This window comes from Cricetibacter osteomyelitidis (genome assembly GCF_004340985.1).
GTDB classification, from domain to species: Bacteria; Pseudomonadota; Gammaproteobacteria; order Enterobacterales; family Pasteurellaceae; genus Cricetibacter; species Cricetibacter osteomyelitidis.
Genome location: NZ_SLYB01000016.1, coordinates 1 through 26,031, shown reverse-complemented (window position 1 = coordinate 26,031; position 26,031 = coordinate 1). Strand labels below are relative to the sequence as shown.

General features: G+C 38.5%; 28 protein-coding genes and 1 pseudogene. 5 read left to right on the top strand and 24 right to left on the bottom strand.

The window, feature by feature from the left end:
* Position 1 precedes the first annotated feature (1 nt).
* Positions 2-856, top strand: a complete 855-nt coding sequence (locus EDC44_RS08370; protein ID WP_131977299.1) for a metal ABC transporter permease — start codon at positions 2-4, stop codon at positions 854-856.
* Positions 856-1,683: a metal ABC transporter permease gene (locus EDC44_RS08365; RefSeq protein ID WP_131977296.1), complete on the top strand. Its 828-nt coding sequence runs from the start codon at positions 856-858 to the stop codon at positions 1,681-1,683. Before EDC44_RS08370 ends, EDC44_RS08365 begins: the two co-directional genes overlap by 1 nt.
* 72 nt (positions 1,684-1,755) lie before the next feature.
* On the opposite strand, the gene fumC is transcribed toward EDC44_RS08365, so the two are convergent.
* The 19 genes and pseudogenes from fumC to EDC44_RS08275 all read right to left on the bottom strand — a co-directional run bounded on the left by fumC (position 1,756) and on the right by EDC44_RS08275 (position 19,070).
* On the bottom strand, positions 1,756-3,150 hold the full coding sequence (gene fumC, locus EDC44_RS08360) for a class II fumarate hydratase (protein ID WP_131977293.1): 1,395 nt from the start codon (positions 3,148-3,150) through the stop codon (positions 1,756-1,758).
* Positions 3,151-3,397: 247 nt separating this feature from the next.
* On the bottom strand, positions 3,398-4,963 hold the full coding sequence (locus EDC44_RS08355; protein ID WP_131977290.1) for a TadE/TadG family type IV pilus assembly protein: 1,566 nt from the start codon (positions 4,961-4,963) through the stop codon (positions 3,398-3,400).
* A 21-nt stretch (positions 4,964-4,984) separates the two neighbouring features.
* Positions 4,985-5,596, bottom strand: coding sequence for a tight adherence pilus pseudopilin TadF (tadF, locus tag EDC44_RS08350; protein WP_131977287.1), 612 nt, complete (start codon positions 5,594-5,596; stop codon positions 4,985-4,987).
* Positions 5,559-6,122 carry a TadE/TadG family type IV pilus assembly protein gene (locus tag EDC44_RS08345; RefSeq protein ID WP_131977284.1) on the bottom strand — a complete coding sequence of 188 codons (564 nt, stop codon included), beginning with the start codon at positions 6,120-6,122 and terminating at the stop codon, positions 5,559-5,561. The genes tadF and EDC44_RS08345 overlap by 38 nt, the downstream gene beginning before the upstream one ends.
* Positions 6,123-6,145: 23 nt before the next feature.
* Complete coding sequence (locus tag EDC44_RS08340; RefSeq protein WP_131977281.1) at positions 6,146-6,922, bottom strand: tetratricopeptide repeat protein; 777 nt, start codon at positions 6,920-6,922, stop codon at positions 6,146-6,148.
* Complete coding sequence (locus tag EDC44_RS08335; RefSeq protein WP_131977352.1) at positions 6,912-7,766, bottom strand: type II secretion system F family protein; 855 nt, start codon at positions 7,764-7,766, stop codon at positions 6,912-6,914. Before EDC44_RS08335 ends, EDC44_RS08340 begins: the two co-directional genes overlap by 11 nt.
* The gene (locus EDC44_RS08330; protein ID WP_131977278.1) at positions 7,763-8,647 is read right to left on the bottom strand and encodes a type II secretion system F family protein; all 885 of its coding nucleotides are present in this window, start codon (positions 8,645-8,647) and stop codon (positions 7,763-7,765) included. The genes EDC44_RS08335 and EDC44_RS08330 overlap by 4 nt, the downstream gene beginning before the upstream one ends.
* Complete coding sequence (locus EDC44_RS08325) at positions 8,644-9,927, bottom strand: TadA family conjugal transfer-associated ATPase (RefSeq protein ID WP_131977275.1); 1,284 nt, start codon at positions 9,925-9,927, stop codon at positions 8,644-8,646. The genes EDC44_RS08330 and EDC44_RS08325 overlap by 4 nt, the downstream gene beginning before the upstream one ends.
* A gap of 14 nt (positions 9,928-9,941) precedes the next feature.
* Positions 9,942-11,060, bottom strand: a complete 1,119-nt coding sequence (locus EDC44_RS08320; RefSeq protein ID WP_131977272.1) for a CpaE/TadZ family protein — start codon at positions 11,058-11,060, stop codon at positions 9,942-9,944.
* Between the two features lie 12 nt (positions 11,061-11,072).
* Positions 11,073-11,573, bottom strand: coding sequence for a protein RcpB (locus tag EDC44_RS08315; protein ID WP_131977269.1), 501 nt, complete (start codon positions 11,571-11,573; stop codon positions 11,073-11,075).
* The gene (locus EDC44_RS08310; RefSeq protein ID WP_131977266.1) at positions 11,570-12,985 is read right to left on the bottom strand and encodes a type II and III secretion system protein family protein; all 1,416 of its coding nucleotides are present in this window, start codon (positions 12,983-12,985) and stop codon (positions 11,570-11,572) included. The genes EDC44_RS08315 and EDC44_RS08310 overlap by 4 nt, the downstream gene beginning before the upstream one ends.
* Entirely contained in the window at positions 12,985-13,791 is an 807-nt protein-coding gene (locus EDC44_RS08305) for an SAF domain-containing protein (protein WP_131977263.1), read from the bottom strand. The genes EDC44_RS08310 and EDC44_RS08305 overlap by 1 nt, the downstream gene beginning before the upstream one ends.
* Before the next feature lie 119 nt (positions 13,792-13,910).
* A complete protein-coding gene (locus EDC44_RS08300; protein ID WP_131977261.1) occupies positions 13,911-14,339 on the bottom strand; it encodes an A24 family peptidase in 429 nt (142 codons plus the stop codon).
* A 20-nt stretch (positions 14,340-14,359) separates the two neighbouring features.
* Positions 14,360-14,545: a Flp family type IVb pilin gene (locus EDC44_RS08295; RefSeq protein ID WP_131977258.1), complete on the bottom strand. Its 186-nt coding sequence runs from the start codon at positions 14,543-14,545 to the stop codon at positions 14,360-14,362.
* A gap of 61 nt (positions 14,546-14,606) precedes the next feature.
* On the bottom strand, positions 14,607-14,840 hold the full coding sequence (locus EDC44_RS08290) for a Flp family type IVb pilin (RefSeq protein ID WP_131977255.1): 234 nt from the start codon (positions 14,838-14,840) through the stop codon (positions 14,607-14,609).
* 371 nt (positions 14,841-15,211) lie between these two features.
* On the bottom strand, positions 15,212-15,436 hold the full coding sequence (locus EDC44_RS08285) for a Flp family type IVb pilin (RefSeq protein ID WP_131977251.1): 225 nt from the start codon (positions 15,434-15,436) through the stop codon (positions 15,212-15,214).
* 614 nt (positions 15,437-16,050) lie between these two features.
* Positions 16,051-16,184 (bottom strand): annotated as a pseudogene (locus EDC44_RS13450) (transposase); the annotation flags it as partial.
* 166 nt (positions 16,185-16,350) lie between these two features.
* A complete protein-coding gene (gene cydB / locus EDC44_RS08280; protein ID WP_131977248.1) occupies positions 16,351-17,487 on the bottom strand; it encodes a cytochrome d ubiquinol oxidase subunit II in 1,137 nt (378 codons plus the stop codon).
* A 14-nt stretch (positions 17,488-17,501) separates the two neighbouring features.
* Positions 17,502-19,070, bottom strand: coding sequence for a cytochrome ubiquinol oxidase subunit I (locus tag EDC44_RS08275; RefSeq protein WP_131977245.1), 1,569 nt, complete (start codon positions 19,068-19,070; stop codon positions 17,502-17,504).
* Between the two features lie 471 nt (positions 19,071-19,541).
* Here EDC44_RS08275 and EDC44_RS08270 point away from each other — a divergent pair, with 471 nt between their 5' ends.
* The gene (locus EDC44_RS08270) at positions 19,542-19,862 is read left to right on the top strand and encodes a DUF5339 domain-containing protein (RefSeq protein ID WP_131977242.1); all 321 of its coding nucleotides are present in this window, start codon (positions 19,542-19,544) and stop codon (positions 19,860-19,862) included.
* Positions 19,863-19,935: 73 nt separating this feature from the next.
* Here EDC44_RS08270 and EDC44_RS08265 read toward each other — a convergent pair whose 3' ends face one another.
* A complete protein-coding gene (locus tag EDC44_RS08265; RefSeq protein ID WP_131977239.1) occupies positions 19,936-21,120 on the bottom strand; it encodes an RNA-guided endonuclease InsQ/TnpB family protein in 1,185 nt (394 codons plus the stop codon).
* 44 nt (positions 21,121-21,164) lie between these two features.
* Here EDC44_RS08265 and tnpA point away from each other — a divergent pair, with 44 nt between their 5' ends.
* Positions 21,165-21,581, top strand: coding sequence for an IS200/IS605 family transposase (gene tnpA / locus EDC44_RS08260; RefSeq protein ID WP_131977236.1), 417 nt, complete (start codon positions 21,165-21,167; stop codon positions 21,579-21,581).
* Positions 21,582-21,645: 64 nt separating this feature from the next.
* Here tnpA and serA read toward each other — a convergent pair whose 3' ends face one another.
* The 4 genes from serA to EDC44_RS08240 form a co-directional block, all read right to left on the bottom strand.
* Complete coding sequence (serA, locus tag EDC44_RS08255; RefSeq protein WP_131977233.1) at positions 21,646-22,878, bottom strand: phosphoglycerate dehydrogenase; 1,233 nt, start codon at positions 22,876-22,878, stop codon at positions 21,646-21,648.
* 40 nt (positions 22,879-22,918) lie between these two features.
* Positions 22,919-23,578 carry a ribose-5-phosphate isomerase RpiA gene (gene rpiA, locus EDC44_RS08250; RefSeq protein WP_131977230.1) on the bottom strand — a complete coding sequence of 220 codons (660 nt, stop codon included), beginning with the start codon at positions 23,576-23,578 and terminating at the stop codon, positions 22,919-22,921.
* A gap of 135 nt (positions 23,579-23,713) precedes the next feature.
* The gene (hemW, locus tag EDC44_RS08245; RefSeq protein WP_131977227.1) at positions 23,714-24,859 is read right to left on the bottom strand and encodes a radical SAM family heme chaperone HemW; all 1,146 of its coding nucleotides are present in this window, start codon (positions 24,857-24,859) and stop codon (positions 23,714-23,716) included.
* Position 24,860: 1 nt separating this feature from the next.
* A complete protein-coding gene (locus tag EDC44_RS08240) occupies positions 24,861-25,457 on the bottom strand; it encodes an XTP/dITP diphosphatase (RefSeq protein WP_131977225.1) in 597 nt (198 codons plus the stop codon).
* A gap of 239 nt (positions 25,458-25,696) precedes the next feature.
* Here EDC44_RS08240 and EDC44_RS08235 point away from each other — a divergent pair.
* Positions 25,697-26,031, top strand: a 335-nt coding sequence (locus tag EDC44_RS08235) for a transposase (protein WP_131977223.1), incomplete at its 3' end; no start/stop codon positions are given.

The following is a 26,031-nucleotide window of genomic DNA, read 5'->3' as shown; positions in this document are numbered from 1 at the left end:
TATGTGGGATTTATTGCTTGAACCTTTCGCTTACAATTATATGTTTAAAGCGATTTTCATCAGTGCTGTTGTGGGCGGAGTATGTGCATTTTTATCCGCTTATTTAATGTTAAAAGGTTGGTCACTGATTGGTGATGCACTCTCTCATTCGGTTGTTCCCGGCGTTGCCATTGCCTATGCACTTTCATTACCCTATGCGGTAGGGGCATTTTTTTCCGGAATTTTAGCCGCACTTGCTATTCTTTGGGTGAAATCCATCACAAAATTGCGAGAAGATGCAGTGATTGGTTTTATTTTTACCACATTTTTTGCTATAGGTTTACTTATTGTTTCTCTCAATCCCACTTCAATTAACGTTCAAGAAATTATTTTCGGCAATATTCTCGGGATCGCAGACGAAGATATGATACAAGTGAGCATTATTGCTATTGTCTGTTTAATTTTTTCTTTGATATTTTGGAAAGACTTGTTATTAGTGTTTTTTGATGAAATTCAAGCTACTGCCGTAGGACTATCACCAACATTCTATAAAGTGCTGTTTTTCACTTTGCTGAGTGCTTGCGTCGTTGCCGCCTTACAAACCGTCGGGGCGATTTTAGTCATTGCCATGGTTGTTACGCCAGGGGCTACCGCCTATTTACTCACCGACCGATTTGGAAAATTATTAATAATTTCTACCGCACTTGGCTTTATTACTGCCGGTGTCGGTGCTTATATCAGCTATTATTTAGACGGTGCAACCGGTGGTATAATTGTCACTCTACAAACTTTACTATTCTTATTGGCCTTCTTTTTCTCCCCTAAATACGGCTTATTCTTTCGCAACAAATCAGTGATAAAAACGGAGACTCTGTAATGCAAGCATTATTAAATTGGATTAACGAACCGCTCTCCTATGATTTTATGCAACACGCCTTATTAATTGCAGTGGTCGTGGCTGTGGTTTGTGCGTTATTATCTTGCTATTTGGTCTTAAAAGGCTGGTCATTAATGGGGGATGCCATTTCTCATGCGGTGCTACCCGGAATTATTTTGGCTTTTATTATAGGAGTCCCGCTGGCTATCGGGGCATTTCTGTCCGGTATTTTTTGTGCCGTCAGTGTGGGATATTTAAAAGAAAACAGCCGGATTAAAGAAGACACAGTAATGGGGATTGTTTTTTCGGGCATGTTTGCACTGGGTCTGGTGATTTTCACCAAAGTGGAAACCGATCAACATTTATTACACATTCTATTTGGTAATTTATTGGGCATCCATCCGCAAGAATTAGTACAAACCTTAATCATATCCGCTATTGTGTTTTGCGTTATTTTATTAAAACGTCGGGATTTTCTGCTTTATTGTTTTGATCCCAGCCATGCTCGCGTAGTCGGTTTATCTATTAAAACATTACATTATAGCCTATTGATTTTACTGGCATTAACTATTGTCAGTGCAATGCAGGTAGTTGGTGTGATTTTAGTGGTGGCTATGTTAATTTCACCGGGAATCACCGCGTATATTTTAACGAAACGCTTCGACCGCATGATTGCTATCGCATTAGTGTGCTCGCTCACTTCCACTCTGCTGGGGACATTAATCAGTTATCATATTGATGGGGATACCGGTCCCTGCATTGTCGTGCTACAAGCCATGTTCTTTTTAATCGCTTTAATTTGGTCAAAAGTGCGGTTGCTTTTTTGATTTTTTTACGCTTCAAATTGAAAGGGATGCCAAATGACATCCCTTTATGTTCACTAATGAAAACCGTTTAAATTATTTTAAACTGCCCACCATATCTTCCGGACGAACCCATTTATCAAAGTCTTCCGGAGCAACTAAGCCTAAATTCACGGCTTCTTCACGTAATGTTGTACCGTTTTTATGTGCAGTTTTCGCAATTTTCGCCGCATTTTCATAACCGATATGGGTATTCAATGCAGTCACCAACATTAACGAATTTTCAAGTTGCTGTTTAATGCGCGGATAGTTCGGCTCAATACCCACAGCACAGTGTTCATCAAAAGAAATACATACATCCGCCAATAATTGGGCTGATTGTAAGAAGTTTGCAGCCATTACCGGTTTAAACACATTTAATTGGAAATGACCTTGAGAACCGGCAAAAGAAATTGTGGTATCGTTACCTAATACTTGGGTTGCAACCATCGTCATAGCTTCACATTGTGTCGGATTCACTTTACCCGGCATAATGGATGAACCCGGTTCATTTTCAGGAATTAAAATTTCGCCGATACCTGAACGCGGACCGGAAGCCAATAAACGAATATCGTTGGCAATTTTGAATAAAGACATGGCTAATTGTTTTAATGCACCGTGTGTTTCTACGATGGCATCGTGAGTCGCCAATGCTTCAAATTTGTTTTCCGCCGTAATGAATGGTAAGCCGGTAAATTTTGCGATATACTCCGCAACTTTCACATCATAGCCTTTAGGTGTATTCAAACCTGTACCTACTGCCGTACCGCCTAATGCAAGTTGGCGTAAGTGCGGTAAGGTATTTTTAATTGCCGCTAAGGCAAAAGACAATTGAGCGGCATAAGCACTAAATTCCTGACCTAATGTTAATGGTGTTGCATCCATTAAGTGCGTACGACCGATTTTCACGACATCTTTGAATGCTTCGGATTTTGCCGCAAAGGTTTTTTGCAAACGCTCAACAGCCGGAATAGTGGCTTCAACAACCTTTTTATAAGCGGCAATATGCATTGCCGTCGGATAAGTATCGTTAGATGATTGAGATTTGTTCACATCATCATTTGGGTGGATAATAGATTTTTCCCCTAATTTGCCACCGTTTAATACGTGAGCACGGTTAGAAATCACTTCATTCAGGTTCATATTAGACTGCGTGCCCGAACCGGTTTGCCAAATAACTAATGGAAATTCATCGTTTAATTTGCCCGCTAAGATTTCATCACAAGCCTGTGCAATTAAATCACGTTTTTCTGCCGGTAACACACCTAAATCAGTATTTGCAAATGCCGCCGCTTTTTTCAAATAACCGAATGCTTCAACGATTTCTAACGGCATAGATGCCGCAGGGCCGATTTTGAAGTTATTACGTGAACGTTCTGTTTGTGCTCCCCAATATTTATCCGCAGGAACTTGAACTTCGCCCATAGTGTCTTTTTCAATACGAAAAGTCATAACTTTACCTCTTTGATTTACAAAAATTTGTCTGATTCTAACACTGATGAGGTAGCACAGGAAAGATGAAAAACCTAGTTTTGTGATTTAGATCATATTATTTAAAAGTGCGGTCATTTTTCAAAATGTTTGCATAAAAAAAGGGCTCCGAAGAGCCCAAACTGCTGGCAAATCACTACGTAAGGTACGGTTATACCTTGCATACGGGATGCTTATCCACAATTTCATCGTTGACGAAGAGCTTTGCTTATTTAAGCTTTGGTTTTTTAGAAGACGAAGTGCCCACTTCTTCTTCAAAACTTATAATTTGTTTAAAGGCTTTCAATAAACCTTCCCGACTATCAGCCTTATAATATTGATCATTACCTACACATTGTTTCCAAACTTTTTCCTGCTTTTCATTCGGAGTATATCCGAAAGCGACAAATGCAATTCTGGTAGGCAATCGGGGGTATTTATTATCCTGCAAAGTATCAACACGTTCACGGATGGCATTACAGAGATTATTTTCCAATAATGTAATCAATGTTCGTTCTGTCGGCTTATTATCTTCACCGTCTGATAATACTAACATTACCCGCTGAGTGTTAGTGCCTAATTCTTCAGGTTTCGCTTTAGCCTCTTCGTTTTTTATCATCATTACATTGGCACCGATAATCATACCGGAAGTGGCGGCGGTCCATCCCTTCGGTGTTATCTTTTTCAATGCACCCGAAATATTTTTATTTTTTTGATCAAACCAAGCGTCAGTCGTTGCAATATTATAATTATCTCCTAAGCAAGAACCGGGATTATTTAAAATAAGTTTATAATCTCGTTTTTTTCCATTGAAATTTTTAATATCACCAATGGTTTTTTCTACATCTAATTTGCGATTAAAATTCCTTTCATTAGGCCAATGACCTCTGCGCAAACTATCGCGTATTTCAGAATAACGATCATCTTTTACATAATACGGTAATACACACTCTTGGCCTCTTTCTCCTAACTGTTTGGCTCCACCAGCAAAAGCGGAAAAACCCATTCGATTATACGGACTCACATCCGCCGAAGGTTTAGCCGGTAATAAAAGATCCTGTATATCTTTAACTACGGAAACTAAAATATCGATTTTTCTATTTCTCCATGCTTCGTTACCGTTAACATCTTGTAACATAGATCCTGAAAAATCGGATACCAACATTAAATCAATAGGAACAGTAATACCTTTTTGTTTTACTGCATAAGTTAATCCGGAATCTATCGGGAGACGATTTTCCATTAAGCTATTTTCCACAAGCCCGGTACCCCAAGGCAACCAAAATTGGCGATTAACTTTACCCTGTACTTCACAGACTACCGGTTTACGAACTTCATAACGATTTGGCCCGAGTGAATCGACTTCTTCACATTTATAGCGGAAATTGTCTGTAATAGTAACAAAATCAGTTTGATCGTTATTTTTTTTCGAATAGAAATAAGCTTTGGCAATACCGTGCACTAATTCCAGGTTACGGCTATCTTGCTTTGCACTTTTAGAGTTTCCGAATTTTTTCAATTGCTCCGGTGTGAAACTTTGCCTATCTACATCATCATGAGACTTTTCGCGATACTTATTGTTTTCAGCCGTTAAAGACAATGCGGCTTGTGAAGTTGCCTGAGCTAAACGGGCCTTATCCAGCAAAATACCGGAACCGTCAACGGCAAAGGCGATCACGACTAATAAAGGAAACAATAAAAGTGCGGTCATTACTGCGTAAACACCACTTTCATCATGATAAAAGCGCTTTATTTTGTGCAAAAATAATCGGGTAAAATAAAAACTGTTTTTCATAATAAATCCTTTTTATTTCGCTTAACGGGAAACTGACATGGAAGAAGAACGCAGCAATCTGTCCGATACATTGCCGGAATCCAGTAATATCGCTTTAAAGAAGCTATGTGTCCGCACGCACAGCGTAACCTGATAAAGCGGAATTCTACGCTCGTTGTTAATTTCGGAATGCGGTGATAAATACGAAAGTTCATTTAACCGACGATAGGGTGTACAGCCACGATCACCGGCAAACAGTGTTTGTAGCCCGGTGTCAGCGTTCCAGTATTCCAACACAATAGAGACGTTTTCTTTACTGTTTTTGCCGTGCATCAATCTTGTTCCCAGTACCTGAAAATTCTTCAAATCGTCGTTTGTAAGCGTTGTACTACGCTCATATAATTGAGTACGCTCCCGTAGAATATTTACTAACGAATAAGAAGCATTATCCAAACGTCCCATAGTGGAACGCAAAATAACCAAATCCGCCAAAAAAGCAAATACGAATACCAGCAAAATAAGCATAAAGATAAATTCTATCGTCACGGATCCTTTGCTGTTAAGCAAAAAACCTTTCAATCCGCAACGTTTTTTGATTTGCTCGAAACAATCGGATTTACCGGTTTCTCTGTTGATTAAATAACGATCTTCCATATTCCTGTACCACAACAAATTGACGATGTAAAAGCGAATCGGTAAACGATTTCGGTAAAAACGGTAATCCTATAAGAAAAGAATATTCATAATCCAAAGTATATTGCGCTAATGTAGCATTCATTCCATTAGGAGACACCAATATACCGTTCTCAACTTTAGGTTCTCTGAATTTATTATTTAATAAATTGGTTATACATTGAGGACCTCTATCACAATCCACATATTTCACTTCTACCTTGGGACCGTTTTTGGCTTTCGCCGCCAAATAACCAATAGGTGATTTTTCTTGCATGACCAGTTGCTTTTTCAGTGCTTCCTGAAATGCGTTTTCATAATTACCTTCCAATGCCTGCTGAGAACGGGCGATACGGACACTTTCCGTAATCGCCAAATCCCAATATGCCGTGGTAATCGCCAATCGGCAAAATTCCAATATAAGCACGACCACAAACAGATAAATAGCAATGGTTAACGAGAACTCAACGGTAGAAACACCTTTCGTATTTGATAGAAATTTTTTCATATCAATACCCTACCCTTAACGGACTATTTATGTACCGCGGTTGAGGTGCGTTCGGTTTTTCTCAAAGCATTAATTAAATCGTCCGGCGAAGTATTCAAACGCTCTTTTTGAATAATATCCTTGGCATAATCGATATTGCCTTCTTTAACTAATGCAAAAACCAAATTATGTATCAAACGAGGTTCTTTAACACCGTTTAAATACTGCGGTAACAACAATTGCACCGCGTTTTTGTAATCACTGTTAATAATGCTTAGCATAGCCAGATTATTTACTGCGGTGACATCATTAATAAACAATTCTCTCGATTTGTTTAAATCGTTACGGGCATTGTCTAATTTACCGATTTGAGCATAAGCAATACCGCGCAGATTATAGATTTCGCCTTTACTGACCGACGAGGAATTGTTCAATGCACTAGTGGCGGCGGTAATCGCTTCGTTATAATTTTTCAGTTGAATTAGGTTTTTAATCTGTAATAAACGAACATTGTCATTTATTGCCTGATTACCTTGTTGTTGCAATAACGGTTTTAAATATAACAGCGAAGCTTCGCTATCTCCTTGGCGATAATAATTGTTCGCCAGTTTATAGCGAATATTAGAATCTTCTTTCGTTTTTAATACGTCACGGTAAAGCGAAATCAGAGAACTGTAATTCCCGGTACTTTCATACAGCTTTTCTTTTGCCGCCACATTTTCCGGAGTAAGTTCACTTTTTGCCTTAAAATTAGCGGAACAAGCCGTAATTGAAATAAGCAGACTACAAAACAAAACTCTTTTAGTTAATTTAAAAAACATTTGGAAATACCCTCATCGCACCAGGTGCTAAAATTAAAATAATGATTGGAAACATGATAAACAGAATTAACGGAATACTCATTTTTGCAGCTAAAGTACCCAGTTTTTCCTCTATCGTTAATAACTGTAATTCCCGGACATCCGCCGATAACTGAATCAATTGGAGATACATTGAAGAACCGAAGTTCAAACTCTGCTGCAATACGGTGCAGAACATTCTGATCTCCGCCGTCGGCAGAGAAACCACAAGGTCTTGCAAAGCCAGTTCCAGTCCGGTAATTTCCGCTTTTCTGATTATCCTCAATACTACGTAAGTCAAATCAGGATTCAATTTTTTAAAGTCTACGGCAACCTGCTTTAATGCCGCATCAATACTCACCCCCGTCTGTACGTTTACCGCTACCAGATCGATAAAGCCGGGAAGATCCGCCATAATTTTCTTCACTTTGGCTTTTAAGATTGAACCGGTCAATAATCCCGGAAGCAGGATAGTCAACACAAAAATCAGCACAAATCCTAAAATAAGATCCGAACTATCATTTTTTAAATTGAATAAATAATAGATACCGAATAATAAAAATATGACTAATAACTTAATTTTTATATTTTTATCAACAAGACCTAAAAATTTCAAAATAGGGTTATGATTAATTAACAACAATTCCAGTTCTATCTGTTGCTTGCTCTTACCCCTTTGTGTTTCCGTATTGCTTTTATCTTTAGGACGTTCTCCCGTAAGGAATTCTCTATTACGTTCCAACCGTCTTTTATAGGAAAAAGCAAAAAACAGAATCCAAAACCCTAATACGATTAATACAAGATAAAATAGAAATATTTTAATCATGTGGATTTCCTCATCAGCCACCAAATAATCAACATACCGATGGTTTCACTGCCGATTACATAATAGAGCACTATACGACCACTGGCATCATTAATTAAGAAATCAAAATTATCAGGCATAAAGAATCGCATAAAAAGAAAGAATGCCACAGGAAACGAAGCAACAATCATTGCCGACATACGTGCTTCGGAAGTCATTGCTTTCTTTTTCTTTTCCATTTTTTTATTATCTGCAATCAAACGACCTAAACGGGAAATAACCTCGCGAATCTGTCCGCCTTTCGCTAAATTAGTTCGGATGATCATGATAAAGAAATAGAATTCTTTATAAGGATAGCGAGTATAACTATCTTCAAAAACCGAAATCGGATCTTCACCTATGGCTAAACGTTTATGGATATTTTTGAACTCTTCGCCCAATAGTCCCGGCAAATCCTTACCACAACGTTCTAATGCCTGTAACAAACCGGCACCGGAACTTGTTGCCGAAGTCAAAATTTGGATAGCCTCCGAAAACCTCTCCGTGAACATTTTATGATTTCGGCGTTTACCCCACATCCAAACCAGTATTACAAATAGGATGCCGAATAATAAACAGAATACCACGCGATCAAGCCGGATATACCAAAGATTAAGATAAGACATCACTAAAAAAACAATAAAAGTGATGATAATATTGCGAGGCAGCTTCTTTTTATCTCCGGTGACAAAATAATATTGCCACAACTCAGCCTTTTGTTTTATAGTCAAAAGGATTTTTGAAATCAGAGTAACAGAGGCCTCTCTACTATTAATCTTTTTACTTGTCTTTCTCCAGCCTTTTGCCGTATAAAGCAATAACAGTATTCCGAAGACAAAAATAATGTAATAAAGTGCAATCATTTATTTTCCTCAAAAACACTCTGTAACTCTTTACTAAGATTAAATACCTGAGCATTCTGATATACTGCAGAGCGTGTCAATAGACCGTGAGAAACAAACTCTCCTACAATCTTTCCATTCTTATCACGCTCTTTAGTTGGTTGGTAAGAAAAAATATCCTGCATAACAATTTGTCCGTTTTCTATACCCATTAGCTCTGTAATATTAACAATCTTTCTTGAACCGTCATTTAAACGGGAAGCCTGAATGATAATATTTACGGCGGAAGCGATATTTCGACGAATAGCTTCGAGCGGCAATGAGGCATTAGACATCATCACCATGCTTTCTAAACGGGCTGTTGCATCTCGCGGACTATTAGCGTGCAATGTTGACATTGAACCGTCATGGCCGGTATTCATCGCTTGCAACATCTGAAATGCTTCCGCACCACGACATTCCCCTACAATAATTCGTTCGGGACGCATACGTAACGCATTAATCACCAAATCCTGCATACTGACTTCACCGGTTTTTTCCACACCCGCAAGGCGGGTTTCCAAACGAACTACATGCGGTTGTTCCAATCTAAGTTCGGCCGTATCTTCTAACGTGATAACGCGTTCTTTAGGCGAAATATAATTTGATAGGGCGTTAAGCAAGGTCGTTTTACCCGACCCGGTTCCGCCCGATACAATAATATTTACGCGTGATCTTGCGGCAATAATGAGAAAATTTGCCATTTCAAGCGTCATCGAACCGAAATTAACAAGTTCTTGTAACGTTTTTTTCGATTTACTGAACTTACGAATGGAAATGGAAGTACCGTCCAATGCGATAGGCTGAATCACTACATTCAAACGACTGCCGTCCGGTAAACGCGAGTCCACCAAAGGGCTGCCGTCATCAATACGACGTCCTACACGTGCAACCAGACGTTTTGCAATATCGGTAAGTTGTTCGTTATTAATAAACGTTTTATCGGTTTTTTCCAGAACGCCCGCCCGTTCAACCCAAACACTATCCGGTCCGTTGACCAGAATATCATTAACCGTATCGTCTTCCATCAACTCACGGATAGGTCCATAACCGGCGATTTCATCGGCGATTAATTCCGCCATCCACATTGCATCGACCGAAGTTAAGTGGATATTGTTGGTTTGTGCGATCCGAAGTACAAGCTGATTTAATTCATCAACCAGTTTGCTACGATTACCTTGAGTTTCATCAATCTTTTCAATATCAAGGTTACTTAACAGTTCATTTCTAAAAAGAATCTGTTGTGCTTTTGTTAATGCCATATTCTTTCTTTATCTTATTTATTAGTTAATGCGCCGAATAAGGAAGCAAATAAACTTTTCTTGGTTTGAAGTTTATTACGCGGCACCGCACCGATCACTTTCATCACAAACGAATCCAATTCTTTTTTACCGTTGCGCCCCAAATTAACGGACAATACGTTATTAACGGCCGTTTTTTTCAAATGCGGAATAATCGCATCCACCGAGCATTTAAGCAAAGTTTCAATATCTCTTTTCGCCATTAATTTTGAAGTTTCCGCATTATGATCGGATATACAGATAAACGTACGAATTGGTTTGCCGCTAGTATTACGAATACGTTCACACTCATCCAAAAACTGTTTTGCTACTCGTAATGCACCGATAGTACGGTTAACAACTAAGATAAAAGTATTACTATTGTGCAAAAACTTTTCAAAATCATCTTTTGCTACGTTAAAAATAGGCTGATCATAAATAATAAAATTATAACGTTCCTTTACCGGAGTAGAGAGCAATGCCGGATCACCTTTAAGTAAATCTAAATTAGGCATATACTCAACAATGTCTCCCGGCATATTTTTATCAAACAGTAAATCTAAATCCTGAGAACCATTTGAACCTTGCACAACCATGACTTTCACTTTTTTAATGAGTGAAATTTCACTAGCAATATGTGAACTGATAAAACTCGCACCTATACCGCCTTTACAGCTTAATACATTAATTTTTACCGTATTGCGTACCAACGGAATATTCACACCGGACAAGATTTTTCCCACCATTTGATTCAGCTGGGAACCGGAATGAAAATATAAAATGCCCTCTTCCAATAGTTTTTGTGCAAGTGAAATCGAATCACTTTGTCCGATTACACAGCACCACATATTTTGCGGAACAACACTGCGAATATGCTCGGAAATGATTTTTACATCGGATTCATCGCCAATATCGACAATAACGCCTAAAATATCTTCAACGGAAAAAGTCTCCCGAAAATCTGAAAAGATATTTTCTTGCACCAATTTGACATTTTCCAACCCTTTGGTACGTAATAATTGTGCGACTTCTTTGGTCGTCGATTCGTTTTTTGACAGTACTGCAACCTTACGCATGCTATCAACTGCGGTACTTCCTTCATCAAGTAATAACATAAAGTGAACCTTTTAAAATTTAAGTTGAATTCGCTGATTGCTCTTAGTTGCGCAACCGTCATAAGGATCGTAGCCCATCATATCTTCTGCAGTATCCAATCGGCATTTTGCCGGTTTTGCCGAAATATGAGCCACTTCGACAAATACGGGGTAAACCGCTTTTTTCATTGACACTTGCGCTAATTCAATAGATTTTTTACGAATACCCTTTTGTACTAAAAAATTGTAAATATCGACCGCACTTTTTTTTGCCGTTTTATCGCGCCAGAGAATACGTACTTTTTTATTTTTATCACTACCTAAATCGCGGATAACGGATTGAGTGACATTATGGAATGCACTCGCTGAGTAATCCGGCAATATATAGCGATTTACTCTATTCATGCGATAAAAATCCTGGCTTGTATTCGGCTGAGCTACATCGGCATTACTTAATTCGCTTGCATTCGCCAAACTTGCCTGACTTAATGCCATTAAGCCCAAAAAAGACACTTTAATTATTAATTTTTTCATTGTATAAATCCGCCATTTTTCAAGAAATTAGAAGTTAATGTTTTGTGATATACGTTTTTTAACGGTGTGACATTGAAAAAACGTTCCATTGTGCCGGTGCGTTCAAAATTCGGATAAACGATATCGTTATTATTCACCGCTTTTACCGTATTCACCGTTGCGACAACCACAAGCTCTTTATTTTCACGGGTGGTTGAAGCGTCACGGAAAAATGCACCTAGAATAGGAATATCACCTAAGAACGGTACTTTATTGACATTTTCAATATCTTGCGAATTTAACAGTCCGCCGAGAATAAAGCTCTCACCGTCTGCAACTTCAAATACCGAAGTGGCACGACGCGTGTTAAAGTATGGGATTGAACCGATTTGCTCATAGTTATAAGAACCTGCAATAATGCTCACATTTTGATTTAACACTAAACGAATGCGGTTATTCTTCTGCAATTTTGCACCTACCGTTAAGCCTACACCAAAGTCCTTATAAATCACCGTAACATTGCCGTCTCTATCGCGTTGAGTAAATGGAATTTCTCCCCCTACGAGGATATCCGCGGACTCACCGGAAAGCATCGAAATATTCGGTTCGGCTAAAATACGCCCGTTACTTTGCGTATCCAATGCACTGATAAAGGCGGAAAGCCCCGGCGCGGTAATTCTCAATACGCCACCATTAGAACTGTTAAATCCGCCGCCAAACGAATAACTCCCTCCCAGAATACCTGAACCGGCATTAGCACCGGCTATATGACTCCAGTTAATACCTAATTTATCGGAAAAGGTTTTATTCACCTCAACTACCGTCAGCTTCACATTAATTTGGGTAATGTCATCTACAACGGCATTATTGACTACGCCGTCGTAAATATATTTATCCAAAAAAGGCATGTGCAATTTTTCATCATCAGAGCTACCGCCGATTTTGAATTTGGTTTCAACGGTTTTTTTAGAACCGCCCAACGCTTCGCCTACAATACGGTTAATTTCGTCACTTTCTTCTTGTGTACGGGCACGGCCTTCAATAACGTACGCCTTTCCTACTTTTTTAACCGACAGATCACTGTTTGGAAAACGTGCCTGAATTTGCTCGTTAGCGGCGGAAATATTGTTAATCACTTGATTAACATTTACGGTATCCTCAGTTAATGTTTCTCCATCTTCTGCAAAGGCGCTCACCTGTGCACGGCCTTCGCCCTTGGCATAAATGATAAAGCTGTAATCGTCCAAGATTTCATAATCCGCAATTTCCGGTGAAGAAACGAAAATCGTATCGATTTTCTTCTTAGTTTGAATGATCTCGCTGCTGCCTTGTTCTAAGTTAAAGGTTTTGGCATAAGCAGTGGAAGAACAGACAAAAACCAGCCCCACCAAAGAAGAAACAAGTTTTCTTTTGAAATTATTACATGTAAACATTATTGTTGACCTCTTAATTTGCGAATAAACACACCGCGGTTATTTGAATTTTTCGTTTCATCCGTCGTCGGCAATACGATTAATTTAGAATCTTTATATAATTGGTAGAAACGTTTCACTTGTTCATTATCGACTTTTAAGCTGAGATAGCCGATATAGTCTTTGTTTGAGTGATCCGTAGCCGCTCCAACGTTATCATCACCGGTTTTAAATTCTTTAGTCAGTAGCACCAATACCTTATCGGAAACTTTAATCAAATCTTCACGTTCGTTGCTATTACGCGAATCGGCAGATATTTGTTGGCTGTAAACCGATACATAATCACCACCACGCAAAGTATCCAGCAAATAACGCTCGTCCGCTTTAACATAAACACGGAAAGCCACTTCCTGATCGGAACCCACGCTTGATAATAAAAAATTCGGATCTTTCGGAGAAAGAACGGTGGAAGGACTGAGTAACGAACCTGCTTTCAGGTTTTCCGTTACCAAATAACCTTGCAAAGAATTTTTAGAAGAGTCGTCAAGCAACGGTTTTAAGTCGTTCGCCGTTAACGGGCTGGTTTCAGGCATTTTAATTTCGGTTAAATTATAATCATCAGCCTGTAGCAATGTATTTTTCGCTACATCACGTTTTAATTCGGCTACAATAATAACTTTTTCAACTATCTGCTCTTTTCCGGAATCGGTAGACGTATTTTGAGTTTCGCCCTGCGTTGTATTTTCTCCTGACGGAAGAAATAAAATACCGCCTATACCTACAATAAGAATAAGAGCCGAAATAATAAACAGTGTTCTATAATTCATATAGGATCCTTTGAATTTATTAAATATAAGATTCTTTGTTAAAATTAAACGATAAATAAACGACTAAAATAATTTTTTAATACATATCAAGCCGATTAATATATGTAATAATTTGTTAATTAACCGAATAAAAACCAATTTGTTAAAAAACCACAACTAATGGCAACGCCATAAGGTAACCCATTGGTTTTAATCGATTCTTTAAAAAAAAACCAGCCTACGATGATTAATAATAGCCCGGAGAAGGTAGTGAAGAAAAAAAACGGCATGAGCTGTTCCGAAGGCAGACTAAGCATTAATACGGAAATTAATTTTATGTCGCCTGCCCCCATGACTCCTGCAGTAAAAATCAAAAAACCTATCGCCAGAAAAATCAACGAAGAAAAAATAAAGATCTGATTATATTTATACCAACTTAATGGCATGATTATTAAAAATAATAAAAAAACAATATTATTACTGATAATTCTTTTACGTATATCCGTATAAGATAAAATTATCAGTAATATAATTACAAGTAACTTAAGAACGACAATAAATTCATTCATTATTCTACCTATAACAGAATTTAGGCGAGGGTTTTAATCACTAATGCGGAAAGTATTTCAAACTTTTCTTTAATAGCTGTTGTTAAACCCGTATCGCCATACAGTACATTAACCAGAAACGCAGCCAACGCTAAAGCGATCAGTCCATACTCAATGGAAGTGATGCCTTTTTGTTGTTTAAGAAAAAGAGAAAACCGAATTATCATAATTAAAGTACCGAAACAGGTCTCCTTTGGTTTTGAAGACCTGGCTATTAACTAAAATGGGTTATTGCTTACCATTCAACTGTGCACTTGTTACTTTGGTAGCAAGTTCAGCAAATTTCTTCTTCAACTCACCAATGAAACCATTATCGTTATAAAATACAACAACAATCATTGCTGCTACAGCAACAGCGATTAGGCCGTATTCGATAGCGGTTACACCTTTCTCGTTTTGTTTAAAACGACGAAATGCTTCAGTTACAGAAATATATGCTTTAGTTGTTAAAGTTGAGATCATTCTATGACTCCTTTATGTATTCAAATGTTAAAGTTAAAATAAAATATCTCAATAAAAGTCACTAATTAAATCTTTTATTAAGAGCTCTTTATTATTAAAACATGCGGTTTAATAATAAAACGCGACAAGTGTATGAAAAAACACAAGTCAGACCTTTTGCAACCCACCAATGTAAACGATATCCTTAGAAGTATGTGTAAACGCCATACAGTACATTAACCTGAAATGCAGTCAACGCTAAAGCTATCAGTCCATACTCAATGGAAGTAATGCCTTTTTGTTGTTTAAGAAAAAGATAAAACCGAATTATCATAATTAAAGTACCGAAAGCAAACCTTCTGTGGTTTTGAAGACCTGCCTATTAACAAAAATTATTTAACTGTTGCACTTTGTACTTTGGTAGCAAGCTCACCAAATTTCCCTTTCAAGGAATCAATGAAACCACCTTGGTTATAAAATACAACAACAATCATTGCTGCTACGGCAACAGCGATTAGGCCGTATTCGATAGCAGTTACACCTTTTTCGTTTTGTTTAAAACGACGAAATGCTTCAGTTGCAGAAATATATGCTTTAGTTGTTAAAGTTGAGATCATTCTATGACTCCTTTATGTATTCAAATGTTAAAGTTAAAATAAAATATCTCAATAAAAGTGACTAATTAAACCTTTTATTAAGAACATTTGGTTATTAAAAACGGGTGTTTTAATAACAAAACGTGCTAAATAATATTTATAAAAAATAAAAAAACAAGTCGGACTTCTCGCACAATTTCACCTATGTAAAGGATATTTTCAAAGATGTGTAAAGGCTGTTTGGGTTGTGTATTTTTTTAGGCAATCTCATTTGGAGTGATTATGTATATAGCAAAATGACATTAAAAAATTGACCGATAAGTATGACAGCTCATCAAAAATGATTCAAAAACACCTGAAAAACCCCAGATAAAACATACCCCAATTGCTACTGAGCATATTCTGAATGCTATCCCCGATACCTCAAATAAAATTGAAGTCTTTTTTACTCATTTGAAGCAAAAATTACGCCATCATGATGGCTTATCAAGAAAGCAAAAAGAAAAAATGATTGATGAAATATTAGATGTTTAAATAGAAAAAATATGGTCAAACCAGTCAAGTTTTGACCATTACAAATGTCCTTTATGCCTTAAAGCAGGTATTAAATAATAAAAAACATACCTTGAGAGCAAACTTTTGAAGCTGAAAAGATAGCCTAAGAGCACATTATTTTAAACAAACTAACAAGAGGCAACGGCGGGCGACCGTTATTTTAACAATAAAGATGGGCGACTTCGGCACGAATAAGCTCAAAATCAATGGCTTTTTGCCTAGAAATTTATTAGCAGTAAGGGCTCCGAAGAGCCCTTTTAAAATGTAAAGGTATTAATCTAATTTACCTGCGTTATCAGCTTTGCCGACAATTTTGGCTGTCACAGCAATCGTAGCCAACACACCTACTACCCATAATACATAAATCATTGTGTGTTCTCCTAGTATAATGAGTTATTGTTTTCTTCGATGAAGTTTTCATCCAAGCGGCCAAACATTTTTGCGTATGCCCAGATGGTATAAGCTAACACCACAACTACAAATACAAGCGCTAAGCCTAACATTAAGGTTAAGGTTAGTTCACTTGAAGTTGCATCCCACATTAACAAGCTCATATTCGGATGAGTGATAGACGGCATCACAAATGGGAACATTGCAATACCACAAGTAAAGATCACACCGATCATAGTTAATGCAGAAAAGAAGAAGGCAAAACCGTTACGATTCGCTTTAGTGCAAGAAATATTCAATAATGCACCAACCACCACCAATGCAGGGAAGATAAATAGAATCGGTGCATTTTTGTAGTTATTGAACCAAGCACCGGTTTCAATCGCCACTTCTTTATTTAATGGAGATGAAGGACCATTGGTATCAATCACGGAAGTTACTACAAAGCCGTCTTTGAAATATAACCATACACCGGCAAGAATAAAGACAACTAAAGTCACCAATGCACCGGTTTGCGTTACTGCTTTAGCACGTGCATAAATATCCCCTTTGGTTTTTAACTGTAACCAGTTAGCACCATGAGTGGTTAACATTGCACAGCTTAATATGCCGGATAATAACGCAAACGGATTTAACAATTCAAAGAATGAACCGGTATATTTCACTTGCATTAAGTTATTAAATTCAAATGGTACACCTTGTAATAAATTACCGAATGCCACACCGAATACTAATGTCGGCACGAAACCGGAAATAAATAATCCCCAGTCCCAAGCTGCACGCCAAGTCGGATTATCGATTTTCGCACGGTATTCAAAACCAACCGGACGGAAGAATAATGCCGCCAAGACTAACATCATCGCAATGTAAAAACCGGAAAATGATGCTGCGTAAACAGTTGGCCAAGCAGCAAACATTGCCCCACCCGCAGTTAATAACCATACCTGGTTACCATCCCAGTGCGGTGCAATAGAATTGATCATAATACGGCGTTCCACTTCTTTTTTACCTATAAACGGTAATAAGTTAGCTACGCCCATATCAAATCCGTCAGTAATCGCAAATCCGATAAACAATACGCCAACAAGTACCCACCAGATAAAACGTAAAAATTCGTAATCAAACATAGTTAGGCTCCTGCTTATTTCGTTGATTGTTCAAAGTAATAGCGACCGGTTTTTAACGCACTTGGGCCAAGTCTGCCGTATTTGAACATCAAATACATTTCTGCAATAAGGAAAACAGTGTACAGTGCACACATTAAACCGATGGTAAACCATAGATCACCGGTAGTTAATGCTGAATTTGCAACACCTGTCGGTAATACTTCATAAATTGCCCAAGGTTGACGAGCGTACTCAGCTAAAAACCAACCGCACTCCATGGCAACCCATGGTAATGGTAATGACCATAATAAAGCACGTTGTACCAATGTTTGCTTACCAATAGTGCCACGCCATGTTTGTAAGAAGGCTAAACCGATAACCAATAACATTGCGCCGGCAATCCCCGCCATCACGCGGAAAGACCAGAATGACGGAACAACGTTCGGAATAGTGTCTTCTGCCGCTTGAAGAATTTGCTCTTCAGTTGCATCAACCACTTGATCCGTATAACGTTTAAGTAATAAGCCGAAACCTAAATCTTGGCTCACCGCTTTAAATGCTTCTTTTTCAGCATCGCTAATCGGCTGTTTGGCATCTAATTTTGCACGTAAGGCTTCTAATTGGGCATAAGCCTGAATACCGTTACGTACACGCTCTACGTTGCGGGCTTCAAGTTCATTTAAACCGATAATTTTACCGTCTAATGAACGGGTCGCGATAATACCGCCAAGTGCCGGAATTTGAATATCAAAATCATTACGACGTTCCGCTTGATTCGGAATCGCAAATAAATTAAATGGTGAAGCACCATCCTGATGAGTTTCCCACTCAGCTTCAAAAGCCGCCAATTTTACCGGTTGGGCTTTACCGATATCATAACCGGATTCGTCACCCATAATAATCACGCCTAATGCTGCAACCAGACCAAATACGGAAGCCACGGCAAAAGAACGTTTTGCAAAACCAAGATCACGACCTTTTAGAATATAGTAAGAACTGATCGCCAATACAAAAATTGCAGCAGATACATAACCTGCGGTTAATGTATGCACTAATTTCGCCTGAGCGGTAGAATTCAACCATAAATCTAAGAAACTGGTCATTTCCATTCGCATAGTTTCAAAATTGAATTCTGATGCTACCGGATTCTGCATCCAGCCGTTCGCAACCAAAATCCACATTGCAGATAAGTTAGAACCGAATGCTACACAGAAAGTAGAAATTAAATGTTGCTTCTTAGAAAGGCGATCCCATCCAAAGAAGAATAAACCAACAAATGTTGATTCTAAAAAGAAAGCCAATAATGCTTCGATAGCTAAAGGAGCACCGAAGATATCGCCTACATAATGAGAATAATATGACCAGTTAGTACCGAATTGGAATTCCATTGTGATACCGGTGGTAACACCCAGAGCAAAGTTAATACCAAATAACTTACCCCAGAATTTGGTCATATCTTTATACACTTCTTTGCCGGTTTTAACGTAGATGGTTTCCATAATCACAAGGATAAATGATAAACCTAACGTTAATGGCACGAACAAAAAGTGATATAACGCAGTTAATGCAAACTGCAATCTTGAGAGTTCAACAACGTCTAACATCCCATACCCCTTGTAATGCTACAAGCCCAAACAATGATTACAAAGTAATCACCCCTATTTAATTTACAGGATCCTATCGATCCCAATCGTTGATGCCCACATCAATAACTAAAGCAGCCAAGCGTATATTATAAAATTATCTTTATCACATACACTTAATCACTTACTTATAGTGTAGTTATCGTTCGCTCATTCTACTACTATTTGTAAGGATAAAAAACAGCAAAAGTTTTAACTAGATCACATTTTTGATTAAAAATCAAAAATAACCCTAAATAAGTAACATGGTGATTTTTGATATAAATCAAATCGATGTATTTTATAACATATTAATAACATTTTCCCTAGTTTTTTGAATCTTCTCTTCGAAAATCAATATAAAGCAATGAACTAAAACTAGACAATACCGTCTAATTCTGATAATTTTACCCAATCTTAAGCTTAGATTTTTAGAATAATAGGTATAACCAAATGAAAATATTTCAATTTATTTTGACCGCACTTTTAGGATCGACCGTAAGCCTATCTGTTTTCGCGGTCAACGAAAAAGGAAATACACAATCAAGCATGCCGCAGCAATGCGAGCGTTTATTTAGTGAAACGGAAAACTTAATTGCCGATGCAGAAAAACAACCGGGTACGCATACGCAAGTCAGTAAGATTAAAAATAAACTCAGCCAAAGCAAAAAACAAATTTTAGCGATGGATTTAGCGGTTCAAATTAAAAGTTGCGATCAGGGTTTAGCCAAATTGACCAACTTGAAACATCAAGAGCAAGACTATAACAACTAATTGATTTCTTTCTAAATTGACATCCTCCCCCGACTAAAGTCGGGGGATTCCTACCGTGTCTAAGTCCGAAGACTTAGCTCACCTCGATAAGTTCTTGCTGCTGACGGCTTATGCCGTTCACTTCACAAGCGAGCTGGGCGTGTCCCGCCCTTAATACATTCATTGCACCAACCACATCCGCATTATTTTGGTATCCGCATTCTACACACTCAAAATTTGCCTGCGTTTGACGATTTTCTTTGTCCGTATATCCACAACAAGGGCAAGTACGGCTGGTGTTTTTCGGATTAACAAGAATCAAATAGCCACCTAACCAAGCGGATTTGTATTCTAATTGCCTACGAAATTCGTACCAACTTTGGTCAAGAATCGAGCGGTTTAATCCTGATTTTTGAGCGACATTCTTGCCGTGCCGTTCGAGTGTGCCTTTTGCAGATTTACTCATATTTGCTACCTGCAAATCTTCAACAAATATCATTGCGTGGTTTTTGCTGATTAGCGTTGAAATTTTGTGCAAATAGTCTTTACGAGCATTGCTGATGTTATGGTGAATTTTGCCGATTTTCGCTTTTTGTTTTAGCCAGTTTTGGCTAAATTTCACTTTCCGACTTAAAGATTGCTGTGCCTTTCTTAAGGCGTTTTGATGTTTTTTGAAACTGTTTAATGACTCAAAATAATCACCGTTTGAAAGTGTGACAAAGCGTGCTACGCCCATATCAATCCCGATTTCTGAACCTTGATGTTGTGGGATTGACTGTTCAAATTCCGTTTGAATACTCACAAAAAATCGACCGCACTTTTTACTGACGGTAACGTTTTTGATTTCCCCCACAACTTCACGGCTGTTACGATAACGCACCCAGCCGATTTTAGGTAACCACAAACGATTATTTTCCTGCTCAATTTTGCAACCTTGTGGGTAACGAAAGCTGTCCTTTACCCCCTTTTTCTTGAATTTTGGGAAGCCTGAACGTTTGCTAAAAAAATGACGATAAGCATTCTCTAAATCTTTTAAAGATTGTTGCAAAACTTGGCTATGGCATTTTTTTAGCCATTCAAATTCCTTTTTCCACTGCAGTAAAAAATTGGCTAATTTGGTGTAGCTGAATTTCGTTTTCGGTTCTTGCTCATAAGCCTGTTTCTGCCAATCTAATGCCTTATTAAACACAAAACGAGAACAGCCACAAAACTGATTGATTTTGCGTTGCTGTTCGCCACTTGGTCTAATTTCAAATTTAAAGGCTTTACGAATGAGCATTATGTATCCGATAATGTAATTTTTTACAATTATATGCTTGGTCTATGAAAAAAGAAATGGATATTAGACGTGGTCGCCACGTTGTTTTTAATTTACACATTCACTTAGTCTTTGTAACAAAATATCGCAGACAAGTTTTTACAAAAGCGATTTTAGACGATTTAAAACTGATTTTTGAAAGTGTTTGTCGTGATTTTGAAGCTGAACTTATTGAGTTTGACGGTGAAAATGATCACGTTCATTTGCTTGTGAACTATCCTCCCAAAGTCGCTGTTTCAAATTTAGTGAATTGTTTGAAAGGCGTTTCAAGCCGAATGATTAGGCAGAAAAATTATCCGACAATTAAGCAAAAATTATGGGGTAATGCGTTGTGGTCTCCTTCTTATTTTGCCGGCAGTTGCGGTGGCGCACCAATTTCCATTATTCGGCAATATATTGAGCAACAAAAAACACCTGATTAGTTAGAACCGCCTTATATCCCTGCCCTAAAGGACAGGGGGTTACGGCGGTAAGTGATAAACCGAATTAGAACAATACCCGCACTTTAATTGTGCCGTCAATTTCACGTAATCTTTGTAAAATCGGTGCGGAATCAACAGCTTCCACATCTACAACCACATAGCCGATATTTGAATCCGTTTGTAGATATTGAGATGCTACGTTGATATTTTCATCCACGAATATTTGGTTGATTTTGTTTAAAATACCCGGACGATTTTCGTGAATATGTAATAAACGTTTGGCTTTGCTGTGTTCCGGTAAGGAAACTTCCGGGAAATTCACCGCACTTAAGGTTGAGCCGTTGTCGGAATATTTTACGAATTTACCCGCCACTTCCGCACCGATATTTTCTTGTGCTTCGGCAGTAGAACCGCCGATATGAGGTGTTAAAATCACATTGTCGAATTTACGTAACGGCGATTCGAATACTTCGTTGGCAGATGCCGGTTCAACCGGGAATACGTCAACCGCCGCACCACGAATCCTGCCTTCCTCCAAGGCTTTCGCCAAAGCATCGATATCCACCACGGTTCCGCGAGCCGCATTAATAAAAATGCTGTCTTGCTTTAATTGTGCGATACGTTCCGCGTTCATTAAATTCTTAGTGGAGGCATTTTCCGGCACGTGCAGAGAAATAATGTCGCAGCTGCCTAATAAATCTTCCAAATTACGTACTTGTTGAGCGTTACCTAACGGTAATTTATTTTCAATATCATAGAAAAACACTTGTAAACCAAGGCTTTCCGCAATGATACTGAGCTGCGAGCCGATATGACCGTAACCCACAATCCCTAATTTTTTACCCCGCACTTCATTCGAACCTACGGCAGATTTATTCCATACGCCACGGTGAACTTCTGCGTTAGCTTGCGGAATATTGCGCATTAATAACAAGATCTCGCCCAACACCAATTCCGCAACAGAGCGGGTGTTGGAAAATGGTGCATTAAATACCGGAATACCTTTTAATTTTGCCGCTTCCAGATCCACTTGGTTGGTACCGATACAGAAACAACCGATAGCAATCAATTTACCGGCGTGTTCCAATACATCCGCCGTTAAATGCGTACGGGAACGAATACCGATAAAATGTGCATCTTTGATAGCTTCTTTTAATTCTGCTTCATCAAGTGCTTTTTTATGGTATTCAATATTGGTATAACCCGCTGAGGTTAATACATCCAATGCGGTTTGATGTACGCCTTCTAAGAGTAAAAACTTAATTTTGGCTTTATCAAGAGATACTTTTGCTGTCATTTGCTTTTCTTCCTTACTAATAATTATGAAAATTCATTATTTATTCGATCACTTTTGCACCATCCGGAGTACCAACGATAGTAACATCGGCCGGACGTAAGGCGAAAATGCCGTTTGTTACCACGCCGGCAATATTGTTTAATTCTTTTTCCATTTCTACCGGATTTAAGATTTTGAAATTATAGACATCTAAAATTACATTGCCGTTATCGGTGATTACGCCTTCACGATATTCCGGCGAACCGCCTAATGAAACCAATTTACGTGCCACTTGAGAACGAGCCATTGGAATCACTTCCACCGGCAAAGCGAAAGTCGAACCCAATACATCCACTTGTTTGCTGGAATCCACAATACAAATAAATTTTTTTGCTAACGCCGCAACGATTTTTTCACGGGTCAATGCCGCACCGCCGCCTTTAATCATGGCTTTATGCGGTGTGATCTCATCCGCACCGTCCACATAAATATCCAATGCCGAAACATCATTAGCACTCAACACTTCAATGCCTTGTTTACGTAATAATTCTTCAGAATTTTTTGATGCGGCTACCGCACCTTTAATATCATCACGCATTTCACCTAGTGCTTCAATAAAGCAATTGACCGTAGAACCGCTCCCTACGCCAATGATAGTTCCCGGTTTCACAAATTTTAACGCTTCATGTGCGGCTAATTTCTTCATTTCCAGCTGGTTCATTGATTATTCCTTAATTTTTTTGATAAATAAAATAATTTTCTTACGGAGTTTATAATAAAAAGTTATTTTTGCAAACTTTGCATTTGCATAGTGTTTAATTTCGTTAATTTATAACTATTCGCAGTAATAAACAAGCTATTCAGGTAAAAATATCTCAAGCAATTCGTTTAAAAATAATTTACCCCGCTCCGTCACCAGCCAAGCGGTTTCCGTCTCAATTAAAAATCCTTGTTCCAACGCTAGCTTTATGCCGTTTTCTACCGCACTTTGCGGCAATCCGGTGAATTGACTAAATTCAATTTTCGGTACGGGTTCCAATAAACGGAAACGATTCATAAAAAATTCAAAAGTGCGGTCGATTTCTGCCACGTTTTTTTCTTCATACAAGTATTCCCCTTGCATATAGCCTTTGGGGTGCTTGGTTTTGGAAAAACGCATAATTCGCCCGTCGGAAAAACTGATTTTGCCGTGTGCACCGCAACCAATCGCTAAATAATCGCCGAACCGCCAATAATTCAAATTATGTTTGCATTGAAAACCGGATTTGGCATAAGCGGACGTTTCATACTGTTGATAACCGGCAGCGGTCAATAATTGATGCCCTTGTTCAAAAATATCCCATAACGCATCGTCATCGGGTAATTTCGGCGGACGGGAAGCAAACAGCGTATTCGGTTCTATGGTCAATTGATACCAAGATAAATGCGGCGGATTTAATTCGATAGCCTGACGTAAATCATCCAAGGCTTCCGTTAAAGTCTGATTCGGCAAACCGTGCATTAAATCCAAGTTAAAACTCTTAAGCCCGGAATTTTTTGCATATTCCACCGCACTTTTGGCTTCAAGTGCATTATGAATCCGCCCTAGACGTTGCAATTTGTCATCGTTAAAACTTTGAATGCCCATTGAAATGCGGGTAATGCCTGCTTGTACATAACCTTTAAACCGCTCGGCTTCCGCTGTACCGGGATTGGCTTCCAACGTAATTTCAATATGTTCGTCAAAAGGAATTAATGCTTGAATTTCTTTTAATAACAATGCGATACTTTCCGGTGAAAACAGGCTCGGAGTACCACCGCCGATAAAAATCGATTGCAACGTGCGATTCACAACAGCGGATTGATAGCGAACAAGATCCCGGCGTAAATCAACCAATAAATGCTGAATATAATCCTGTTCCGGCACATCATGACGCAGGGTGTGCGAATTAAAGTCGCAATAAGGGCATTTCTGTACACACCAAGGTATATGCACATATAGACTTAACGGGGGGAAATTCATTCTAGCGACCGTTTAACTTTTGTTTTAATACGGCTAAAGCACGAGCACGATGAGAGATTTTTTTCTTTTCTGCGGTTTCCAGTTCTGCAAAAGTGCGGTTGATTTCCGGGCTGAAAAATAAACTGTCATAACCAAAACCGTTTTCACCTTTTTCTGCAAAAGCAATTATACCGTGACATTCACCTTCGGCGATAATCGGGCTGGGATCCATTGGATGTTGCAATAATACAATACAGCTGACAAATTTTGCTTGGCGTTGATCAGCCGGTTTATTTGCCAGTTCATGCAATAATTTCTGACGATTTGCCGTATCATCGCCGTCTTTTCCCGCATAACGGGCGGAATATAATCCCGGTGCCCCGTTTAATGCCTCCACAACCAAACCGGAATCATCAGCAATCGCAGGCAAACCGGATTTTTCCGCCGCATAACGGGCTTTTAAGATGGCGTTTTCCACAAAAGTCAAACCGGTTTCTTCCGGACTTTCTATCCCCAAATCCGTTTGTGCTACCACTTCAAAACCAAAATCAGCCAACACATCCGCCATTTCTTTTACTTTGCCTTGGTTGCCGGTGGCGAGTACGATTTTTTGTTTCATATTTTATCCTATGTAAAAAACCGTCCGTGGACGGTTTTATATATTTATCAAAAGATGTCATATTATTGAATGTATCCCAACATTAAAAGGTCACATTCAGAATCATAATCGGTTAAATTCTACCACATAAACCAAAATAAAAAAGCGGAAACTCATTGTTTCCGCTTCAGACCGCTGACAAACCTCTAGACATACATCTAGAGGTTTGCTCTAATAGGTCTATCGAAAAGGAAATGCCTATGCTCAAAAATACCGTCTCTCCACAATATGAACTTGAGATGATAAGTCTCGAACAACTCGTTCCTAAAGACCATCTTGTCCGCAAAGTGGCTAAAGCCATTGATTTTGAGTTTATCCGCGATGAAGTCGCCCATCTGTATTGCCACGATAACGGTCGTCCTGCCGTTGACCCTGTTCGCTTGTTCAAAATAATGCTACTCGGCTATCTTTTCGGCATTAAAAGCGAACGTCAGTTGGTCAAAGAGATTGAAGTCAATGTGGCTTACCGTTGGTTTTTGGGGATGAACCTAACCGAAAAAGTGATTGATGCCAGCACGCTAAGCCAAAATCGTAT

What these genes read in the sequence shown, in the direction of transcription:
- serA (WP_131977233.1), bottom strand. Translation starts at nt 22,878, where the DNA reads ATGACAGCAAAAGTATCTCTTGATAAAGCCAAAATTAAGTTTTTACTC.
- EDC44_RS08330 (WP_131977278.1), bottom strand. Translation starts at nt 8,647, where the DNA reads ATGATTGCACTTTATTACATTATTTTTGTCTTCGGAATACTGTTATTG.
- EDC44_RS08305 (WP_131977263.1), bottom strand. Translation starts at nt 13,791, where the DNA reads ATGAATTATAGAACACTGTTTATTATTTCGGCTCTTATTCTTATTGTA.
- EDC44_RS08310 (WP_131977266.1), bottom strand. Translation starts at nt 12,985, where the DNA reads ATGTTTACATGTAATAATTTCAAAAGAAAACTTGTTTCTTCTTTGGTG.
- EDC44_RS08325 (WP_131977275.1), bottom strand. Translation starts at nt 9,927, where the DNA reads ATGGCATTAACAAAAGCACAACAGATTCTTTTTAGAAATGAACTGTTA.
- hemW (WP_131977227.1), bottom strand. Translation starts at nt 24,859, where the DNA reads ATGAATTTCCCCCCGTTAAGTCTATATGTGCATATACCTTGGTGTGTA.
- EDC44_RS08320 (WP_131977272.1), bottom strand. Translation starts at nt 11,060, where the DNA reads ATGTTATTACTTGATGAAGGAAGTACCGCAGTTGATAGCATGCGTAAG.
- tadF (WP_131977287.1), bottom strand. Translation starts at nt 5,596, where the DNA reads ATGGAAGATCGTTATTTAATCAACAGAGAAACCGGTAAATCCGATTGT.
- EDC44_RS08265 (WP_131977239.1), bottom strand. Translation starts at nt 21,120, where the DNA reads ATGCTCATTCGTAAAGCCTTTAAATTTGAAATTAGACCAAGTGGCGAA.
- EDC44_RS08365 (WP_131977296.1), top strand. Translation starts at nt 856, where the DNA reads ATGCAAGCATTATTAAATTGGATTAACGAACCGCTCTCCTATGATTTT.
- EDC44_RS08370 (WP_131977299.1), top strand. Translation starts at nt 2, where the DNA reads ATGTGGGATTTATTGCTTGAACCTTTCGCTTACAATTATATGTTTAAA.
- EDC44_RS08355 (WP_131977290.1), bottom strand. Translation starts at nt 4,963, where the DNA reads ATGAAAAACAGTTTTTATTTTACCCGATTATTTTTGCACAAAATAAAG.
- EDC44_RS08285 (WP_131977251.1), bottom strand. Translation starts at nt 15,436, where the DNA reads ATGATCTCAACTTTAACAACTAAAGCATATATTTCTGCAACTGAAGCA.
- EDC44_RS08335 (WP_131977352.1), bottom strand. Translation starts at nt 7,766, where the DNA reads ATGATTAAAATATTTCTATTTTATCTTGTATTAATCGTATTAGGGTTT.
- cydB (WP_131977248.1), bottom strand. Translation starts at nt 17,487, where the DNA reads ATGTTTGATTACGAATTTTTACGTTTTATCTGGTGGGTACTTGTTGGC.
- EDC44_RS08290 (WP_131977255.1), bottom strand. Translation starts at nt 14,840, where the DNA reads ATGATCTCAACTTTAACAACTAAAGCATATATTTCTGTAACTGAAGCA.
- EDC44_RS08270 (WP_131977242.1), top strand. Translation starts at nt 19,542, where the DNA reads ATGAAAATATTTCAATTTATTTTGACCGCACTTTTAGGATCGACCGTA.
- tnpA (WP_131977236.1), top strand. Translation starts at nt 21,165, where the DNA reads ATGAAAAAAGAAATGGATATTAGACGTGGTCGCCACGTTGTTTTTAAT.
- EDC44_RS08315 (WP_131977269.1), bottom strand. Translation starts at nt 11,573, where the DNA reads ATGAAAAAATTAATAATTAAAGTGTCTTTTTTGGGCTTAATGGCATTA.
- EDC44_RS08340 (WP_131977281.1), bottom strand. Translation starts at nt 6,922, where the DNA reads ATGTTTTTTAAATTAACTAAAAGAGTTTTGTTTTGTAGTCTGCTTATT.
- rpiA (WP_131977230.1), bottom strand. Translation starts at nt 23,578, where the DNA reads ATGAACCAGCTGGAAATGAAGAAATTAGCCGCACATGAAGCGTTAAAA.
- EDC44_RS08345 (WP_131977284.1), bottom strand. Translation starts at nt 6,122, where the DNA reads ATGAAAAAATTTCTATCAAATACGAAAGGTGTTTCTACCGTTGAGTTC.
- EDC44_RS08275 (WP_131977245.1), bottom strand. Translation starts at nt 19,070, where the DNA reads ATGTTAGACGTTGTTGAACTCTCAAGATTGCAGTTTGCATTAACTGCG.
- EDC44_RS08240 (WP_131977225.1), bottom strand. Translation starts at nt 25,457, where the DNA reads ATGAAACAAAAAATCGTACTCGCCACCGGCAACCAAGGCAAAGTAAAA.
- fumC (WP_131977293.1), bottom strand. Translation starts at nt 3,150, where the DNA reads ATGACTTTTCGTATTGAAAAAGACACTATGGGCGAAGTTCAAGTTCCT.
- EDC44_RS08295 (WP_131977258.1), bottom strand. Translation starts at nt 14,545, where the DNA reads ATGATAATTCGGTTTTCTCTTTTTCTTAAACAACAAAAAGGCATCACT.
- EDC44_RS08300 (WP_131977261.1), bottom strand. Translation starts at nt 14,339, where the DNA reads ATGAATGAATTTATTGTCGTTCTTAAGTTACTTGTAATTATATTACTG.